The 20,348-nt window shown below is 36.0% G+C and carries 16 protein-coding genes; 1 reads left to right on the top strand and 15 read right to left on the bottom strand.

Annotated features, from left to right (window positions below; all coding sequences use genetic code 11):
- Positions 1 to 26: 26 nt before the first annotated feature.
- The 11 genes from argC to ilvD form a co-directional block, all read right to left on the bottom strand.
- Entirely contained in the window at positions 27 to 1,004 is a 978-nt protein-coding gene (argC, locus tag C1A40_RS09560) for an N-acetyl-gamma-glutamyl-phosphate reductase (protein WP_102995703.1), read from the bottom strand.
- Positions 1,004 to 2,182: an argininosuccinate synthase gene (locus C1A40_RS09555; protein WP_102995702.1), complete on the bottom strand. Its 1,179-nt coding sequence runs from the start codon at positions 2,180 to 2,182 to the stop codon at positions 1,004 to 1,006. The genes argC and C1A40_RS09555 overlap by 1 nt, the downstream gene beginning before the upstream one ends.
- A gap of 31 nt (positions 2,183 to 2,213) precedes the next feature.
- Positions 2,214 to 2,786, bottom strand: coding sequence for a GNAT family N-acetyltransferase (locus C1A40_RS09550; protein ID WP_158651333.1), 573 nt, complete (start codon positions 2,784 to 2,786; stop codon positions 2,214 to 2,216).
- 1 nt (position 2,787) lies between these two features.
- Entirely contained in the window at positions 2,788 to 3,435 is a 648-nt protein-coding gene (locus tag C1A40_RS09545; RefSeq protein WP_102995700.1) for a GNAT family N-acetyltransferase, read from the bottom strand.
- Between the two features lie 475 nt (positions 3,436 to 3,910).
- Positions 3,911 to 4,411: an azurin gene (gene azu / locus C1A40_RS09540; RefSeq protein WP_102995699.1), complete on the bottom strand. Its 501-nt coding sequence runs from the start codon at positions 4,409 to 4,411 to the stop codon at positions 3,911 to 3,913.
- Positions 4,412 to 4,555: 144 nt separating this feature from the next.
- Positions 4,556 to 6,148, bottom strand: coding sequence for an NADP-dependent glyceraldehyde-3-phosphate dehydrogenase (locus C1A40_RS09535; RefSeq protein WP_102995698.1), 1,593 nt, complete (start codon positions 6,146 to 6,148; stop codon positions 4,556 to 4,558).
- 165 nt (positions 6,149 to 6,313) lie between these two features.
- Positions 6,314 to 7,576 (bottom strand): threonine ammonia-lyase IlvA, encoded by a 1,263-nt coding sequence (gene ilvA / locus C1A40_RS09530; protein WP_102995697.1) that lies wholly within the window; start codon positions 7,574 to 7,576, stop codon positions 6,314 to 6,316.
- 11 nt (positions 7,577 to 7,587) lie between these two features.
- Positions 7,588 to 9,063 (bottom strand): ketol-acid reductoisomerase, encoded by a 1,476-nt coding sequence (gene ilvC, locus C1A40_RS09525; protein ID WP_102995696.1) that lies wholly within the window; start codon positions 9,061 to 9,063, stop codon positions 7,588 to 7,590.
- Positions 9,064 to 9,080: 17 nt separating this feature from the next.
- Complete coding sequence (gene ilvN, locus C1A40_RS09520) at positions 9,081 to 9,614, bottom strand: acetolactate synthase small subunit (RefSeq protein WP_102995695.1); 534 nt, start codon at positions 9,612 to 9,614, stop codon at positions 9,081 to 9,083.
- Positions 9,615 to 9,719: 105 nt separating this feature from the next.
- Positions 9,720 to 11,450, bottom strand: a complete 1,731-nt coding sequence (ilvB, locus tag C1A40_RS09515; RefSeq protein WP_102997188.1) for a biosynthetic-type acetolactate synthase large subunit — start codon at positions 11,448 to 11,450, stop codon at positions 9,720 to 9,722.
- Positions 11,451 to 11,519: 69 nt separating this feature from the next.
- Positions 11,520 to 13,202, bottom strand: a complete 1,683-nt coding sequence (gene ilvD / locus C1A40_RS09510) for a dihydroxy-acid dehydratase (RefSeq protein WP_102995694.1) — start codon at positions 13,200 to 13,202, stop codon at positions 11,520 to 11,522.
- A gap of 628 nt (positions 13,203 to 13,830) precedes the next feature.
- Here ilvD and metK point away from each other — a divergent pair.
- A complete protein-coding gene (metK, locus tag C1A40_RS09505) occupies positions 13,831 to 15,084 on the top strand; it encodes a methionine adenosyltransferase (protein WP_068601536.1) in 1,254 nt (417 codons plus the stop codon).
- Positions 15,085 to 15,141: 57 nt separating this feature from the next.
- Here metK and C1A40_RS09500 read toward each other — a convergent pair whose 3' ends face one another.
- From C1A40_RS09500 to C1A40_RS09485, 4 genes are all read right to left on the bottom strand, one after another.
- Positions 15,142 to 15,744, bottom strand: coding sequence for a hypothetical protein (locus C1A40_RS09500; RefSeq protein ID WP_102995693.1), 603 nt, complete (start codon positions 15,742 to 15,744; stop codon positions 15,142 to 15,144).
- A complete protein-coding gene (locus C1A40_RS09495; RefSeq protein ID WP_158651332.1) occupies positions 15,734 to 16,564 on the bottom strand; it encodes a peptidoglycan-binding domain-containing protein in 831 nt (276 codons plus the stop codon). The genes C1A40_RS09500 and C1A40_RS09495 overlap by 11 nt, the downstream gene beginning before the upstream one ends.
- Before the next feature lie 203 nt (positions 16,565 to 16,767).
- Complete coding sequence (locus tag C1A40_RS09490) at positions 16,768 to 17,460, bottom strand: hypothetical protein (RefSeq protein ID WP_102995691.1); 693 nt, start codon at positions 17,458 to 17,460, stop codon at positions 16,768 to 16,770.
- Entirely contained in the window at positions 17,457 to 20,348 is a 2,892-nt protein-coding gene (locus C1A40_RS09485; RefSeq protein WP_102995690.1) for a M23 family metallopeptidase, read from the bottom strand. The genes C1A40_RS09490 and C1A40_RS09485 overlap by 4 nt, the downstream gene beginning before the upstream one ends.

Genomic DNA, 20,348 nt, shown 5'->3' with positions numbered 1-20,348 from the left:
TTCCCTAATCTGGGAAGTTTAGCGACTTAAAAATAAGTCGCCTTTAATCCTAATCCTGTGGTTTCTTCTAAACCAAACATTAAGTTCATATTCTCAACAGCTTGTCCCGAAGCTCCTTTTAACAGGTTATCGATAATGCTTGTTATTAAAAGCTTCCCTCCATGTTTATGCAAGTGAATTAAACATTTGTTTGTGTTTACCACTTGTTTTAAATGTAAAAAATCGTCGGCTACAAAAGTAAATTCAGCATCTTTATAAAAAGCTTGATACATGGCCTTCGCGTCTTCTACAGCACCTTCAAAATCGGTGTAAATCGTTGCAAAAATGCCTCGTGAAAAATTCCCGCGATTTGGCATAAAAAGGATATCTGAAGCAAAATCACCTTGCAACTGTTTAACCGATTGATTAATTTCTCCTAAATGCTGATGCGTAAAAGGTTTATAGTACGAGAAATTATTATCACGCCACGTGTAATGTGTGGTCGCAGACAATGAAGTCCCAGCGCCTGTTGCCCCTGTTACGGCATTAATATGTACATCGTTATTTAGCAAATTGGCTTCAGCTAAAGGTAAAAGCCCCAACTGGATGGCTGTTGCAAAACAACCAGGATTCGCTACATAGTTTGCTTTTTTAATAGCTTCTCTTTGTAATTCTGGCAAGCCATATACAAAGGTTTTTCCATTAAAAACTTTATCGGCCTCCAGTCTAAAATCGTTTCCTAAATCGATGATTTTAGTATCCTCAGAAAAAGTGTTAGCTTCTAAAAACTTCACCGAATTCCCATGGCCTAAGCATAAAAACAACACGTCTACATTTGGATTTACGGTATCTGTAAATTCAAAATCTAAAGACCCTACTAAATCTTGATGCACTTTACTTAATTGATTTCCTGCATTACTGGTGCTATACACAAAGTTCATTTCAGCTTCGGGGTGATGAATAAGTAATCTTATTAACTCGCCTGCTGTGTACCCTGCGCCACCTATAATTCCAACTTGGATCATTATTTTGAATTTACTTGTTGATAGATTTTATTCTGATTACCTAGAATTTTGATAAAGCCTTTAGCGTCATCAGCGGTCCACGCTTTGTTCTCCTCACCGTAGCTTCCAAATTTCGCACTCATCAAGTCATGGTCAGACTGAATACCATCTAGTGCAAAGTGGTAAGGTTTTAAAGCTACAAACACATCACCTGAAACTTTATCCTGACTGCTTTCCAGGAAAGCTTCAATATTTCGCATTACAGGGTCTAAATACTGCCCTTCATGCAAGTGCATTCCGTAGAAACTTGACAAATATTCTTTGTGTTGTAACTGCCATTTAGTTAGGGTATGCTTTTCTAACAAATGATGAGCTTTAATAGTAATAAGGGCTGCTGCGGCTTCAAAACCAACACGTCCTTTAATACCAACAATTGTATCGCCAACATGGATATCTCTACCAATGGCATAAGCCGAAGCTAAATTATTTAGCACTTCTATATTATTTTGAGGCGAATTTTCAATACCGTTTACCGCTACTAACTCGCCTTGTTTGAAGGTTAATTTTACTTTTTCTTCCTCGGTGTGTTTCAATTGAGACGGATAAGCTTCGTTAGGCAATGCCTTATCGGATGTTAAAGTTTCTGAACCTCCAACACTCGTTCCCCATAGCCCTTTGTTAACAGAGTATTTTGCTTTTTCCCAGTTCATATCGATACCATTTTCTTTCAAATAGTCGATTTCTTGTTGTCTGGTTAACTTCTCGTCTCTAATTGGGGTAATAATTTTGATATTTGGTGCCAAAGTTTGGAAAATCATATCAAAACGCACTTGATCGTTTCCAGCCCCTGTACTACCATGAGCAATATATTCGGCGTCAATACTTTTAGCGTATTCAATAATTTCAATCGCTTGAATGATACGCTCGGCACTTACCGATAAGGGGTATGAATTATTTTTTAATACATTCCCAAAAATAAGATACTTAACTACTTTTTCATAAAAAGTAGAAACGGCATCAATATTTTTATAAGTCGTAACACCCATTTTGTAGGCGTTACTCTCTATATGACTAATTTCTTCTTTAGTAAAACCACCTGTGTTTACACTTACGGCGTGCACATCATATTCCTTTGATAAACTTACTGCACAGTATGACGTATCCAATCCACCACTGTATGCTATTACTAATTTTTTCATCTTACACTATTTATATAACTAATTTTCTATTCTATTTTAACTGACCTATTTCTGAAGCAAAACAGGCATTTACATAATATCTATAATTCAATTCATCACGTAATTTCCCTAATTTCTCGAGCTCTTGCACGAGCTGGGCCGACATTTTAGACAAGGTCACGTGAGTCATACCAAGCAGCTCATTATACTGATGCACTTTAGGAGTTTGGGCGATAGAAATGAGAAAAGTTTCACTAAAAAACTCGGTCATTCTTGCCATTAACAATAAACCTAAATTGCAATTTCTATACGTACTATCCACCCATAATGAAGAGCGCTCGTATACAAAATGCTCTTTAACTTGATGTTCATGCACGAAGATGTGCCCAATTATCTCGTCATCTTTCTTCAAGATAAAACATCCGTTTTCGGCACGTTTTTTAAGCATTTCTACACTCACATAATACAATGTAGAAAGCGTTTTAGATCTTTCGGAAATAATCTCTAATGATTTGTTGGAAAGTTTATATACCAATTTGATTTCGATACCTTCCTTTTCGCAAAAGGCTTCAGCTTGTTCGATAAGCTGATCGATTTCAGTATCGATATCTAGTAATGTATTCATTTTAATCTGTGTCAATGTTAGTAGGCTCTGTTCCATCATTTTTTTCATGCTTTAAAAACAGAGCGCGTTTAATTCGTTTTAATCTTGCAAACACATTATTTTTTATAGGTTTTACGGCCTTATCTTTTAAATTAGGGTCGTACAACATACCTGTACACAAACACATTTTGCGGTTTGTTCGCGTTAAAACGTCATAATTTTTGCAAGTTTGACAACCATCCCAAAAGGTTTGGTCGTCGGTTAACTCGGAAAATACCACTGGTTTATAGCCTAAGTCGCTATTCATTTTCATAACTGCGGATCCGGTAGTGATACTAAAAATTTTGGCGTCAGGAAATTTTGTTCTAGAGTGTTCAAAAATCTTATGCTTGATGAGCTTAGCTAATCCGATGCCTCTATAATCGGGATGCACAATGAGACCAGAATTGGCCACAAACTTTCCGTGCCCCCACTTTTCGATATAACAAAACCCTGCAAATTTACCTTGATCTAAGGCTATAACAGCATTTCCATTTTCCATTTTAGTAGCAATATATTCTGGAGAACGTCTAGCAATCCCCGTACCCCTAATGGCGGCAGACGATGCAATGGTTTCGCAGATGATTTCTGCGTATTTCACATGAGACTTATCGGCTATTACAACCTTCATTTCCTAGTATATATTGTTTGTCATTTATTACTCTTTTTTGATAGCTGAACTGGACACACCTAGTTCAAAAAATAAAACCCACCCTTACGGGCGACGAAAAAAAGTACGGCGCACAGAATGGGTGTTAACTTCTACTAAATTAACCTTATTTTGAAATGCTATGAAATTATTTTTGGACACTATGAAAAAAATTAAAAACTACGTTTTGGGTTTGGGTTTATTCATCTAAAAAATTAGAAGCTGCGGCGAAAGCGCGCAGACCAACCGGGTGTAGAACAACGTAATGTATTTTTTAATGTTTCCATATCGTAAAATTAAAACATCTTTAAGACAATAACAGACTTTCCTAATTTTAATTTTAAAAAATTATTAATATCTCTAATTTTGAAGCCTCAAAATCTCAATCTTTCAATATTTTTCAAAAAACATTAAATGATTAATTATTGAAAGCCTCTAAAAACGCCAGAAAAGGGCTTTATTTTACTATAAATTTACCTTTCATGATCGCAAAATGCCCAGGAAAGCTACACAGAAAATCATAAATCCCTGATTCTGGGGCATTAAACTCAATGGTTGTAGATTCACCTCCACCAATGAGTTTGGTGTGCACAATCACATCATCACCATCGTTAGGAATAAATTCCGAATCGGTTGCAGTAGCAGCTTCGGTACCAAAATCGGTAAGATCCACGCCTTTTTTTAGTAAGACGAAATTATGCCCCATGACGGTTTTCGGCATTTTACCAGTATGAGTCAAAGTAAGTCTTACTTTTTCACCGGCATTAACCTCAATTTTATTTTTATTGAACTGCATGGCATCGCTTGCAGTAAGGTTAATAGTTGTTATAGTCTCACTTGAAGCCGCTTTCGTTTCGGTTTGCGACGGACTTTGATTCTGCTTTTTTTCTTTCTTTCCGCAAGCCATTAAGGTGACACAAAAAAGAAAGAACATTAAAATATGTTTTGCTGCTTTCATCTAAAATATTTTAAAAAGTTATTGCGATGCATTTTCTAAACGATTAAACCAAAGATAATCATATAATAAAAAAGCAGCATTCAATTTCAATTAAGATATGAATGCTGCTATTATTTAAATCAAGCTTTATACAAAAGCCTTTCTTTATAAAATATAGTCGGTACTAATAAAGTTCGACGTTTTTCTTTCGAGCAACTCTGTTAAAATGGCATTGTTATATTCGTTATCCTTAGAAGCCACAAAAGTTCTAATAGAGAACGAACGCAATGCATCATGTACACTTAATGTTCCTGAAGCCGAATCTTTTCGTCCTGTAAATGGGTAAACATCTGGTCCTCTTTGGCAAGAACTATTTAAGTTTACACGACATACTAAATTTACCAGGGTATCGATAAGTGGTGATAAGGTATTAATATTTTTACCAAATAAGCTCACTTGTTGTCCGTAATCCGACTCCGCCATATCATCTAAAGGCTCTTCAATATCAGAAAAAGAAATCACCGGAATTACGGGTCCGAATTGCTCTTCTTTATAAACACGCATCTCTTTAGACACCGGATATAACACCGCTGGAAAAATATAATTCTCGGAAGTTTCACCACCTTTTTTATTGATGATGCTTGCTCCTTTTTCTAGAGCGTCGTCAATAAGTTCTTGAATATATGCTGGCTTATCCGTTTCTGGAAGCGGCGTTAATTTCACACCTTCCTCCCAAGGATTTCCAAATTTAAGCTGATCAACTTTATAAGCAAATCGACGGTTAAATTCTTCAACAACCGATTCGTGAACATACAATACTTTTAATGCTGTACAACGTTGTCCGTTGAAAGATAAAGTACCGGCAATACACTCATCGACCGCTAAATCTAAATCGGCATCTGGTAATACAATCGCCGGATTTTTAGCTTCCAAACCTAAAACCATACGCAGTCTGTTTCCTTTCGGGTGCTGCGCTTGAAGGATGTTAGCCGATTTACTATTTCCAATTAAAGCCAACACATCGATAGCGCCAGATTTCATAATTGGTGCCGCTAAAACTCGTCCGCGACCATACACAATATTCACTACCCCTTCAGGGAAACTGCTTTGAAAAGCTTCCAATAAAGGCGAAATTAATAGAACACCGTATTTAGCAGGCTTGAAAATTACGGGGTTCCCCATAATTAAAGCCGGAATCAATAAGGCAAACGTTTCGTTAAGCGGATAATTATAAGGCCCCAAGCACAAAACCACACCTAGTGGACCACGACGGATATGCGCATAAACGCCAGAGTTTTTTTCAAATTTTGCAGAAGACCTGTCAATTTGTTTATAAGCTTCAATAGTATCATAAATGTACTCTACAGTTCTATCGAATTCTTTTTCAGAATCAGGCAAATTTTTCCCTATCTCCCACATTAAAAGTTTCACAACTTCTTCACGCTTGGTTTTCATTTGCTCTACGAAAGTTTCCATACAAGCAATTCTATCGGCAACTTTCATTGTTGGCCATAAGCCTTTTCCATGATCGTAGGCCGAGGTTGCAGAATCCAAAACCTCCATAGCCTCTTTTTCACCTAATTGCGGAATAGTCCCCAAAAGTGTTGGTTTATAATCTGAGGTTGATGAAATGGTAGAATATACCTCAGCAGTATCTCCTTCCCAACTTTTCAACTCTCCGTTTACCAAGTATGTGGTTTGATGTAAAAGTGATTTTATTTTATAAGCTTCAGGAATATCTTGAAAAGCTGTTTTCATAATATTTATGTTTATAGTAGTTGTTGTGGTTTGGCTGTGTGTTTATAATAAATATCACACTTGCATTTTACCCCAAAGTAAATGAAATTTACCTGAATTTAGGAGATTAACTGTTTATTATTTATTGGATTAAAACGAAAACGATTTCGTTCTAACCGGACTATTTTATACTAAAAACTCAAATAAATCAGGCTTATTGTTTAAATAGTCACCAAAAAAATTACGCTTTTTCATTCTTGAAATAAGTGGTTCTAAATCTTCTGAAGCTTTTAGCTGCACGCCTACTACCGCCGAACCATTTTCGCGATTGGTTTTTTTAGCGTATTGAAAGTAGGTGATATCATCGGTTTCACCCAGAATATCGACTACAAATTCTTTTAAAGCTCCTGCGCGCTGCGGAAAATTAACTATAAAATAGTGCTTCAAATTCGCGTATAACAAAGCACGTTCTTTAATTTCTGGTGTTCTGGTGATGTCGTTATTACTGCCACTAACCACACAAACCACGTTTTTACCTTTTATGTCATCAGCAAAAAAATCTAAAGCTGAAATACTTAAAGCACCTGCAGGCTCTACTACAATAGCATCTTTGTTATAGAGTTCTAATATGGTTTCACATACCTTACCTTCGGGTACGGCTATGGTATCATCGAGGTTTTCTTTACATATGGCAAAGTTTAAATCGCCAACACGTTTTACGGCAGCACCATCGATAAATTTTTCAATCTCGTCTAAGGCTGTGTTTTTATTATTTTTAATGGATACCGTCATGGAAGGTGCGCCTTCAGGCTCCACACCAATAATTTTAGTTTTTGGCGATAAAGCTTTAAAAACGGTAGACAACCCTGAAGCTAAACCACCGCCGCCAATAGGAATAAATACATAATCGATAGGGTTTTTAGCTTGCTCTATAATTTCCAGTCCCACAGTAGCCTGTCCTTCTATTACTTTTTCATCATCAAAAGGGTGAATAAAGGTTTTCTCCAACTGTTCACATTCTAGAAGCGCCGCTTTACTTGCATCGTCGTAAGTATCACCAATAAGTTTGATTTCAATAAAATCCTCACCAAACATTTCAACCTGTTCTACCTTCTGTTTCGGTGTTGGTGTAGGCATAAATATCGTGCCTTTTATCTTCAATAATTTACAAGATAGCGCGACCCCTTGCGCATGATTCCCTGCACTGGCACAAACCACGCCGCAAGCCGATTGCTTTGGCGTTAACGAACTAATTTTATTATAGGCCCCACGAATTTTATACGAACGCACTTGCTGAAGGTCTTCACGCTTCAAAAACACCTGCGCTTCAAACTGTTTAGAATACCTTAAGCTATGCCCTAAAGGCGTAACTGCCGATACGTTTTTAATCGTATCGGCAGCTACCTTTATATCACTTAACTTAGGAAAATATGTGTTTTCCTTGTTCATTAGGATACGTTTTAAACTATTGGCTTCATAGCCGTCATAGATGACCTTAAGAATTCTCCAACTTTTTCAACTGGGTGATTTCTTAATGCTTTATTAACAGCGATAAGTTTTGCGTTATCAACACCTTTACCATTATCTTTAGCATAAGCTTTACCAATTACATCGGTATTAACCGTTTTCATGAAATCGGTTAATAAAGGCTTACATGCGTGATCGAATAAGTAACATCCGTACTCGGCCGTATCAGAGATTACACGGTTCATTTCGTATAATTTCTTTCTAGCAATAGTATTTGCAATTAATGGCGTTTCGTGTAACGATTCGTAGTATGCAGAAGCATCGATAATTCCAGAGTCTACCATCGCTTCGAAAGCCAATTCAACACCAGCTCTTACCATAGCAACCATTAATACACCGTTATCGTAGTATTCTTGCTCTGTAATCTCAACATCTCCAGCAGGCGTTTTTTCAAATGCCGTTTCAGCAGTTGCAGCTCTCCATCCTAATAAATCTTTATCATCGTTAGCCCAATCTGCCATCATTCCAGCAGAAAAACGTCCCTCGATAATATCATCCATATGCTTTTGGAATAACGGACGCATAATATCTTTTAACTCTTCCGATAATTCAAAAGCTTTAATTTTTGCAGCGTTAGAAAGACGGTCCATCATGTTAGTAACACCACCGTATTTAAGACCTTCGGTAATGGTTTCCCATCCGTATTGAATTAATTTAGAAGCATAACCTGGCTCGATACCTTCTTCAACCATTTTATCGAAACAAAGGATAGAACCTGTTTGTAACAATCCACAAAGAATGGTTTGCTCACCCATTAAATCCGATTTCACCTCAGCAATGAAAGAAGATGCTAAAACACCAGCTCTATCACCACCAGTTGCAACAGCATAAGCCTTAGCTTGTGCCCATCCTTTTCCTTCTGGATCGTTTTCTTCGTGTACCGCTATTAAGGTTGGCACACCAAAACCTCTTTTATATTCTTCACGAACTTCCGAACCTGGCGACTTAGGCGCTACCATGATTACCGTAAGATCTTCACGAATTTGCATGCCTTCTTCAACAATATTGAAACCATGAGAATACGCTAAAGTAGCTCCTTTTTTCATTAAAGGCATAACCGCTTTAACTACATTAGTGTGTTGCTTATCTGGAGTAAGATTTAGTACTAAATCTGCTTTTGGAATAAGCTCTTCGTAAGTACCAACTTCAAAACCATTTTCTGTTGCATTAACAAAAGAAGCACGTTTTTCAGCAATAGCAGAATCACGTAAAGTATAAGAAATATCTAAACCTGAATCTCTCATGTTTAAACCTTGATTTAAACCTTGAGCTCCACAGCCTACGATAACAATTTTCTTTCCTTTTAAAGCGTCCACTCCATCAGCAAATTCTGAAGTGTCCATAAATCTACATTTCGATAATTGATTTAATTTATCTCTTAACGATAATGTGTTAAAATAATTTCCCATTTTTAATTTACTTGTTATTATTGATTATTGAATGCTGAAAGCAATTCAGTTATTTTCATTTCATCTTTAGTTACTGCAATACGTCCAGAACGTACAAATTGCATGATACCAAAAACATTTAAATCGCGACGTAAAGATTCTATTTCATTTCTTCTACCCGATTTTTCAAGTACAAAAAACTCTTTATTTACCGTTACAATACGCGTGTTACTTTCTTTAATGATGTTTTGGATTTGAGGCTCTTCGAAAAGCAATTCCGACTTAATTTTAAACATACAAGACTCGGTAAAAATCGTTTCCTCATCGGTATGATAATACGCCTTTATGGTTTCCACTTGCTTTTCAATTTGCTTCACTATTTTTTCAGCATTGGTCTTGGTCACATTAACCACAATCACAAAACGATTCACACCGTCTATTTCTGATTGCGAAGTGGTTAAACTTTCAATATTAATATGTCGGCGCTGAAAAATAGCTGAGATACGATTTAGCAATCCGATATTATTTTCGGTATACACAGAAATCGTAAATGTTTTTATGTCTTCACTCATGTTTTTTAGTTGGATATTAAAAAAAGATGATGCTTTTTATAGCGCTTCCGCGGAAGAACACACTGGCCAGTTTCATCTTTTTCTTCTGATTTACATGCTTTTTTATTAACTTAATCGTACATCTGAAACCGATGCTCCCGAAGGAATCATAGGAAACACATTATCTTCCTTTTCCACACAAACTTCTAAGAAATATGAGTTTTCTGAAGCAATCATCTCCTTAACAGCGGCTTCCATATCCTTACGGTTTGAAACGCGTTTTCCTTCTATTTGATAGCCTTTAGCAATCGTTACAAAGTCTGGATTAGTCATTTCGGTAGACGCATAACGTTTATCGAAAAACAACTGTTGCCATTGGCGAACCATACCTAAAAATTCATTGTTTAAAACCACGATTTTCACAGGTACTTTTTGCTGAAAAATAGTCCCTAATTCTTGGATATTCATTTGGAAACCACCATCACCAATAACAGCTACAACCTCTCGATCTGGAGCTGCCATTTTAGCACCAATAGCTGCCGGAAGCGCAAAGCCCATAGTTCCTAATCCGCCCGAAGTGATGTTACTTTTAGACATCTTAAAATCGGCATAACGACAAGCAATCATTTGATGCTGTCCCACATCGGTTACAATAGCAGCATGACCTTCAGTCTGTATATTAATTTGCTTAATAACCTCCCCCATGGTTAAGCCTTGTTTGGTAGGGTTTAGGTCTTTATTAATAACACTATCAAACTCCACTTGATATAAGTCTCTAAATTCCTGTAACCAAGCCTCATGAGAATTTTCATTTAAAGCATCAAACAACATGGCTAAACTCTCTTTAGAATTCCCTAGAACAGCTACATCAGATTGTACATTTTTATTAATCTCTGCTGGATCAATATCAAAATGAATCACTTTAGCTTGTTTTGCATAGGTGTTTAAATCGCCTGTAACACGATCGTCGAAACGCATTCCAATAGCGATAAGTACATCACACTCATTGGTTAATTTATTGGGCCCGTAGTTACCGTGCATACCAACCATACCAACGTTTAATGGGTGTGACGATTCTAGAGCCGAAGCCCCTAAAATAGTCCAAGCCGATGGAATTCCAGCTTTTTCAACAACCGCTTTAAGCTCCGCTTCAGCTTCACCTAAAATCACGCCTTGTCCCCAAACAATCATGGGTTTTTTCGCAGCATTAATTAATTCCGCGGCAGCGTTAACAGCATCCTGACTGGTTTTTGGAACAGGTAAATAACTTCTTACCCCTTTGCATTTTTCATATTTAAAGTCTAATTCTCCAAACTGCGCGTCTTTGGTAATATCGACTAAAACAGGCCCTGGTCTTCCGCTTTTAGCGATATAAAAGGCTTTAGCGATAGCTGCAGGAATGTCTTCTGCTTTTGTAACCTGACAGTTCCATTTTGTAACTGGCGTAGAAATCCCAACGATATCGGTTTCTTGAAAAGCATCACTACCAAGCAAATGCGACGCTACCTGACCAGTAATACATACCACAGGGGTCGAATCGATTTGTGCATCGGCAATTCCAGTAATTAAATTGGTGGCTCCAGGACCAGAGGTCGCTAGTGCGACACCAACGCGGCCAGAAATTCTTGCAAAACCTTGAGCAGCATGCGCTGCACCTTGTTCATGACGCGTTAAGACGTGATGAATTTGATCTTGAAATTTATACAATTCGTCGTAAACGGGCATAATAGCACCTCCAGGATATCCGTAAAGAATATCAACACCTTCGGCTATTAAAGACCTTACAACTGCTTCGCAACCTGTAATACGCTGTGTTTTTTCTGCCACTTCTTTTTTATTTAATGTTTGTGTTTCCATAGTTCCCATTTATTGAGAGTTCCCATTTATTGAGATTTCCGACTTCACGGAAATGAAAAAATCCATTACTTATGCATCTGTAACACAACCTTTTGAAGCCGATGCTACCGATTTTGCATATTTATATAAAATACCTTTTTTATGTTTTAATTCTGGCTGTACCCATGCTGCTTTTCGCTGTGCTAATTCTTCTTCAGAAATTAACACATTAATAGAGTTATCTTCAGCACTAATTCTAATAGTATCTCCAGTTTTAATAAGTCCGATAGCCCCACCAGTTTGCGCTTCAGGCGTAATATGCCCAACTACAAAACCGTGTGTTCCACCAGAAAAACGACCGTCGGTAATTAAAGCCACCGATTTCCCTAAACCAGCACCCATAATTAATGAGGTTGGCTTCAGCATTTCTGGCATTCCTGGACCACCTTTAGGTCCGACATAACGGATAACAACCACATCACCTTTAGCAACTTCACCGTTTGAAATACCTGTATTTGCCGCTTGCTCACCATCGTAAACCACTGCTTTACCTTCGAATAACAAGCCTTCATTTCCAGAAATTTTTGCAACCGCACCTTCTTCAGCTAAGTTTCCGTAAAGGATTTGTAAGTTTCCTGAAGATTTTAAAGCCTTGTCTTTAGGGAAAATCACATCTTGATCATCTTCAAAAGTTAATGGCTCTACATCTTTTAAGTTTTCAGCTAGCGTTTTTCCTGTTACGGTCATACAGTCGCCGTATAAATACCCGTTATCTAAAAGGTATTTCATAACTGCTGGCGTACCACCAATACCATGAACATCTTCCATTAAATATTTACCACTAGGTTTTAAATCGGCAATTAATGGCGTTCTATCACTTACACGTTGAAAATCTTCCAGTGTAAAATCGATATCTGCTGCATGAGCAATCGCTAAAAAGTGAAGTACCGCATTAGTAGATCCTCCAAGGGCGTTTACCAAAGCAATCGCATTCTCGATAGATTTTTTAGAAATGATATCTAAAGGTTTTAGGTCTAATTCTAAAAGATTTTTAATCGCGCGTGCTGTTCTTTCACTTTCCGATAATTTATTCGGATTTTCAGCAGGAATTGAAGAGTTATAAGGCAGTGCAAACCCCATACACTCAATCGCCGAAGCCATGGTGTTTGCTGTGTACATACCACCGCAAGCTCCAGCACCTGGAATGGCACTTTTTATAATTTCTCTATATTCTTCTTCGTCAATTTCTCCGGCTACTTTTTGTCCTAGAGCTTCAAAAGCAGAAACAATATTTAGTTTACGCCCTTTATATTTCCCTGAAGCAATCGTTCCACCATACATCATAATAGACGGACGGTTTAAACGTAGCATGGCGATAACAGCACCTGGCATGTTTTTATCACAGCCTACTACAGAAATTAACGCATCATAACTTTGTGCATTCATTACAGTTTCAATAGAATCGGCAATAATATCACGAGAAGCCAAAGAGTAATTCATCCCTGAGGTTCCCATAGAAATACCATCACTAACACCAATAGTATTAAACCCTAAACCTACTAGACCAGCTATATTACACTCTACTTTAACCTCATCTTTCAATCCGTTTAAGTGCATGTTACACGGGTTTCCATCATAGCCTGTACTAGCAATTCCAACTTGAGCTTTGCTCATATCCTCATCAGTTAATCCTACAGCATACAACATGGCTTGAGATGCTGGCTGCGATTGATCTTGCGTTAGTCTTCTACTATGTTTATTAAGTTCTTTCATATTTATTGCAAATAATTTTATGCTTTTTCTTAATTTATGTCACTATTCTAAGTTTTTAAGACTTTTTAATAAAAACTCTTTAAAATCCAAATTAAGATCCGAAAGTAATTTATTAAGTCCTCAATTCACTTAACCTTGATTTTTTCTAGTTAAATTCACAAACATAAAAAATAAACTAAACCACTGATTAACAAGGTTTTAAATTAATATTTTTATGATGTTCAAAAATGAAAAAAAGTGCATAAAAAAAGCCTTCCATTTTGGGAAGGCTTTTTAATTTATAGGTTTTAAATTATCGCATTCCCTAGCCTTGTGAAATAATCACAATAACTATAATAGAAATGACTTGTATAATTTGTTTTCTCATCTTGATGAAACAAATATTCGAAATTAATATATAACCACCAACATATTTTGTTTAAAAAATAAAAAAGCCCTGTTCATTTTCTTTTATTTTTTTACTTTTGCGGCACAAAACAACAGAGGAAAGATTTGACTGATTGCAACCTCTTTGTGTTAAACGGAATTTCATAAAATACATGAAACACCTTAACCCAAGAAAAAATGCTAAAGGCAGTGTAAACTTCCTTCGACGTTATCGTCAAATCTTACTATAATTTAAATTATTATGGCTTATTTATTCACTTCGGAAAGTGTTTCTGAAGGGCATCCAGACAAAGTAGCAGATCAAATTAGTGACGCTTTAATAGATAATTTTTTAGCTTTTGATACCGATTCAAAAGTAGCATGCGAAACCTTAGTGACAACAGGACAAGTAGTACTTGCCGGAGAGGTTAAATCGACCACTTATTTAGATGTTCAAAAAATTGCTCGTGATACGATTAATAAAATTGGATATACTAAAGGTGAATATATGTTCGACGGAAATTCATGTGGTGTATTATCAGCTATTCACGAACAATCGGAAGATATCAACCAAGGTGTAGATCGTGGTAGTAAAGAAGAACAAGGTGCTGGTGACCAGGGAATGATGTTTGGCTATGCGACTAATGAAACGGAGAACTTCATGCCGTTAGCTTTAGATTTATCGCATTTAATTTTAAGAGAATTAGCTGATTTAAGACGTGAGAATAACGAGATTACTTACTTAAGACCAGATTCTAAAAGTCAGGTAACCATTGAGTATGATGATGATAACATCCCACAACGTATTGAAGCCATAGTGGTGTCTACCCAGCATGATGATTTTGCTGATGACGAAACGATGTTAGCAAAAATTAGAAAAGATATCGTGGAGATATTAATCCCACGTGTGATTTCTAAACTTCCAGAAGCGATCCAAAAGTTATTTAATGACGATATTAAATACCACATTAACCCTACTGGAAAATTTGTAATTGGTGGTCCTCACGGTGATACCGGATTAACAGGTCGTAAAATTATTGTGGATACTTACGGCGGAAAAGGCGCTCATGGTGGTGGTGCTTTCTCTGGAAAAGACCCAAGTAAAGTTGATAGAAGTGCCGCTTATGCCACCAGACATATTGCCAAAAACTTAGTTGCTGCAGGTGTTGCCGATGAAGTTTTAGTGCAAGTAAGTTATGCCATTGGTGTTGTAGAACCTATGGGTATTTTTATTGACACTTATGGTACTTGTCCGTTTAACATGACCGATGGCGAAATCGCAGAAAAAGTAAGTCAGATTTTTGACATGCGCCCGTTTGCTATTGAAGAACGCTTAAAATTACGTGCGCCTATTTACAGTGAAACCGCTGCTTACGGTCACATGGGACGTAAAAATGAAACGGTAACTAAAACTTTTACACAGCCACAAGGTGATAGTGTAACCCTAGACGTAGAATTATTCACTTGGGAAAAACTAGACTATGTGGACCAAGTAAAAGCTGCTTTCGGATTGTAAATTCGAGTAGTTTTTAGATTGAAATATTTAAAAGCCCTGCAGTTATTGTGGGGCTTTTTATTTGGCTATAACAAATTCTCCATTTGTTGATACATTTAATTCTTTCAAAAAAACTTTTTCATCCCTGAATCCGTTATACACCTTTATGATATAATCCTTATTTATATCAAATGTAGTTATATCATTTTCATCTCCAATATGACCAATTTCTTGCATATCGTTTATTTCATAGGAATTTGCTGAAATAAGAAGATAGTAATTTGAATCACCTCTCGCTACGTTTACCAAAAACACATTAAATTTATAGACAGAAGGCAGAACGAAACACTCATATGATTCTCCTTCATAATCGCTTTTTTTCAGAAAATCTTCTAATTTATCAGTAATTCTGTAATAAGTATATGTTGTTTCGGGCGTATTGTTCTCATAATATAAATCAAACAAAAATGGTAATTCATGAATTTCAAACCTCGTTCCACTACTGAGCTTTACCCACTTTTCAAGAGATTTATCTTTTTTAGGAACAACAAATGGTTCTTCTTTTTCAATTACTTCTGGAGACTCAACTATTTTAGACTCATTTACGTTAACAGATTGTTTACACGATAATACTGTTGTTAAACAGATTAATAGATAAAATAATTTATTTTTATAATTCATTTAATGGTTTTCCTTTAATTAAACTTTGTTTCTTAACGAAAAATTTATCAGTCAAATATTTCTGTTCGTATTTTGTAACATCCATATGGATCCAACTATAGGATTGATCTTTCCCTAATCCAATGGGCTCTAGTCTAAAATTATTCTTTCTCCCTGCCCACCCTTCTACTGAATTTAAGTGATTTATATAAAATTTATCTCGTATCTCTTTTAATGGCACAAGATTAGATAGCTTTTTCGACCTTATTTTATTGCCGTTCTCATAATATTGTATATCTACTGCTTTCCCCATATGATTTGTTGATTTTCTTGGGATCGAGTTATTATGTGCCCAACATCTATAACCTGCAGAAGTGTTCGAATATGCATATTTTTTTTGTTCAGACAAATAAAATTTTAAGGCGCTTATGCTCCATAATAGACTTCTATGCATACCAGGGTGTTCATTTTTACCGCCCTTACCATAACCAGTACATCTATTATTCAATGAAACTTTTGAACTAGGTGTGTGACATAGACATTTATAAGTAATTATATTTTCTAACCATTTTTCCGAAAACTCATCAATAGCTATTATAGTTTCATTATCAACAATCCCAGTCGGCGCAATTTTCATATAATCTTTTTGAAATTGAATTACTGTTTTCTCTGTGCGTTCTGTAAAGTCTTCGTCGGGCACATTTCCACCAAAACCTGCCAATCGAATATTTATCTCTTGAAGTATTTTTCCTTTTTCTGAACCTTTATCTCCTTTTTTATAAACTTTCCCAACCATCATCTTCATCTGCTCCACAAAAGCAATCGGATGAAAATGATACACATTAGAGTCCTTAAGAAATTGTCGTTTTACACGTTGTTCTTCTAACTGTTCGAAATCGTTCGCTAGGTTTTGCTCTTCGGAAGTGAGGTCATCGGTAATTCTGAAACTAGGATTGTGCTTGCGATGAGCAACGATATATTGTTGTTTGCGTTCTTCTTTCGGACTATAAGTCTGCGCTATCGGGCAATTCTAATTCTTATATATTATTCCAACCTAAGAAAAGCTTTTTTCTCTATTTTATTCTCTTTTCCTATGAGCTTCATATAATTTATATAATTCCTATAACTTTCTCTTGATTTCACAACATCCTGAGATTGCCAATAATAGTCACCCAAATTAAGATACGGTATTGGGTTAGTCGGGTTTTTACTTATTATTAACTCAGCAACATATACCATTTCATCTTCCCAACAATCTTTATAAGGCTGCCATACTTCACTAATTTGGCCAACATTTAAACTATCAATATAAATTTTATCATTAATACTCCAGTATCCTTTATTTCTATTAATCAATTTAAAAACATAATTTTCATTAGCTTTTTGATGTCTTTCTCTTCCTTTAACTATTATTCTTTTATCACTAGAGACTACATCTTTTACAATCATAGTATATTCTTCTTGTCCGAAGTTTTCCCAAACGGAGTCCTTAAAAACTTTAATAGTATTTATTTCCGCATCACAATAATGATATAATATATCTAAAGAATCTGTTTTAGTTACTAAAAAGAAGGTTTTATTAAAGACTTCATTTTCTCGAACTCTAGACAATGTTAAATCTACTTTCTCTAAAGCATTATCTTTATCATCATAGACATTAATTTCTTTATTAGTCCTTCTATTTTCACATGAAAACAAGACTAACACGATCAAAATTAATAAACCTATTCGTTTCATATCTTATTTTTTCTTACTTGAGTTAATGTATATTTCTTATTTGACACTGGCTTATTACCAACCAATCTAAAATTATCCTGTAAGTAAAGTCTATTGTTCGGGTTTACACCTTTTATTTCTTTATTCTGAGCTAATGTTCCAACCTCAAAAAACCTATAATACAAACCATTTTCATCTGACTTTCTACCTGTTATAACTATAAAATGTTCGGTGGTGTTATCCTTGTTATATGTTTTATTAGCCTCTCTATCCACCCCAATTACAATAGGACGTCCTCCTTCTAATTCATGATCTAAATACTTTATAGCTTCTTCCGTATATTCTGTGTTTTTTAAAACCCCATCTGGCATTTGTACAACAGCTTGAATAACATTACTCCATTGATTCGTTCCGTTTTCATACCTCTTTTCTAATTTTACCCCTAATCCTCCTGAAGTAGCACCAAATCTACCAACAACAATAACACTAGTCCTATAACAGGCCTGACTAGGATTAACCGGATTATCAAATTGTGACATCCACTTATCTGGATCCGACAAATCAATATCTTCTTTCCCAACAATCACCTTCATTTGCTCCACAAAAGCAATTGGATGAAAATGATACACATTAGAGTCCTTAGGAAATTGTCGTTTTACAAGTTGTTCTTCTAACTGTTCGAAATCGTTCGCTAGGTTTTGCTCTTCGGAATTGAGCTCATCGGTAATTCTGAAACTGGGACTGTGCTTGCGATGAGCAACGATATATTGTTGTTTGCGTTCTTCTTTCGGGGTTAAATCACCTGTTTTTATCTCATCCCAGAAGCATAAACTTTCTATCTTATCTTTTAAGACCTCTATTTTTTGATCCCGCTGGGTTTCTAACTTTTGTTTGAGGTCGTTACCTTCGGTGTCGGTGCCTTCGGCTTCATTAATCCCTTTTTCAAAAAGAGCTTGGAGTTCCGTTTCGAACTTTTCGAGTTTCGCTCGCATGTTCCATTCACTTTCATGCTTACAAACAAGCTTAGATATTGCCTCTAAGTGGTCTTTATTTTGCATCACTTGTTGCAGCTCGAAATTAGACAACACCCGATCGCCATTAGTATCGGCTTGCTTCCAGATGTCTTCCACGAAGGCATGTGGACTACTTTTCTCTACAAACTCCCCAAACATGTAAAAATATTGGTCGCCGGTATTATCCAGGATCTTCCAGCCGAAATCTGACCAATTATAAGGGTTCTTTTCTGTTAGTTCACTTTTTTTAACCCAACCAGATTCCTGTTTTGTTTTAACATGCCACCACAACACGCCTTGGCTATCTTTAGCTTCTGCTGTTTTTCTTACTTTTGAGGTTTTTAGTACCTCAACTGTTTCAGAATGATCACTAGGCTTGTTTTCAAACACCATATTAATAGGTGTACTTAAATCTTTCCAGTTATTAATACCTCCTGTTAACTCCTCAGATTTTACCCAAAACTTTTTTCCTGAGTATTTCATGCCATAACCTATGGTTCTGTTGACATTGTCTGCTCCTGTTTTATTTATATAATAGACTTCAGCCTTTTTATCTGGCAAGACATGGTTTAATTTTAAATTGATTTCGTCAAAATCCGCCTCCTTAATAGTGTAAACATTGTTCCTTACTTTAACGCCATTGACATAGGTTTTCGTTTTTTTATTTTTATCATTCAATACTGCATAAGGCACAACGGTGGTTTCATCTTCAAATCCGATTTGCGTGTAATCCCCATCAGATTTAAAAATTTTGACTTTGGTATTTGCTTTTAAAAAATCGCAAGGCTTTCCCTGTTGCAGCTTTTTACCTTTGTTTACCTCAAAAGCGATTTTAGACTTATCTTTCGTATTATTTATAAAATCTTTTAAGTTTTCATCATCTGTAAATACTTCCAAATGCAGTGTTTTGTAGGACTTTCGAAAATCAGATTCATAAGCACCAAGAGCGCCAATAATTTGACCCGCTTTTATAGGAACATCAACATTTTCAACTTTATTGAAAACCACATCATCTTTTATTTTTTTTATGATTTTACTACAATCTTGAGCTAAAACGTATTGTTCGGTGCCTTTAATTTTATACCACGCTTTATTTTTTGTAGTTTCTATTTCAAGCTCCGTGTTTTTACATGCCATACTAAGATAACGCCCTTCAATAGCGTCAAACATCATGGTTCCCATATGATCATCTTCCCCAAAAACATTAACCTCATTAGCTTTATAATGATCTATTTTAACATACCCATCCACCTCTTCAGTTAAGTAACCTTTATATACACAGAATACTTTATTGTTATAAGAACAAAAAACATATGAAGGATTACCACACATCCAATGCTCTTCTGGAAGGCATATATCATACTCCATTTTCAGCTTAGTTCCTTTAGAAAAAAAATGGGTTTCTTTTTTCTGTTTTTCAAGAATTTCAGGGCTATACTCACGAACTTTCAATCCCATTTCCCTAGAATTCAATTTTGTTTTTACAACATACTTTGCATACAAATCGGGAATGTTTTCCCCTGCTTCACTCGCTTCCATTTCTATTTTAGGCTGTAAGTGCATATACAAGCTATAAAATCGGAGTTTTACTTTTTCGGGCGTTTCAAAATCATGTTGGATGAGAATAAAACCGTTGGAGTATTTAGCATCGGTGCTATACTTTTCTAGAGTATAATCTTCTGGTATACGGTAAGCTATGATACGACCATCGGCAATGGCTCTTACTTTAGTGCCTATACCTTCAAGATGAATCCCACCATGCCACGTGTTATGCACACCTAAGGGAAAAAATCCCGCTCGGTTGTAATGTCCGAAATAACGTTCTATAGTTTTGGACTTATCAGTTTCGGTAGCATCATTGGCATACTCAGGGAGAATAGGATAATCGACTTTCAT

Origin of the sequence: Tamlana carrageenivorans (assembly GCF_002893765.1) — a bacterium.
Lineage (GTDB): Bacteria > Bacteroidota > Bacteroidia > Flavobacteriales > Flavobacteriaceae > Pseudotamlana > Pseudotamlana carrageenivorans.
Note: the sequence above shows the minus strand (reverse complement) of the source record. Positions and strands in the feature narration are given on the sequence as shown.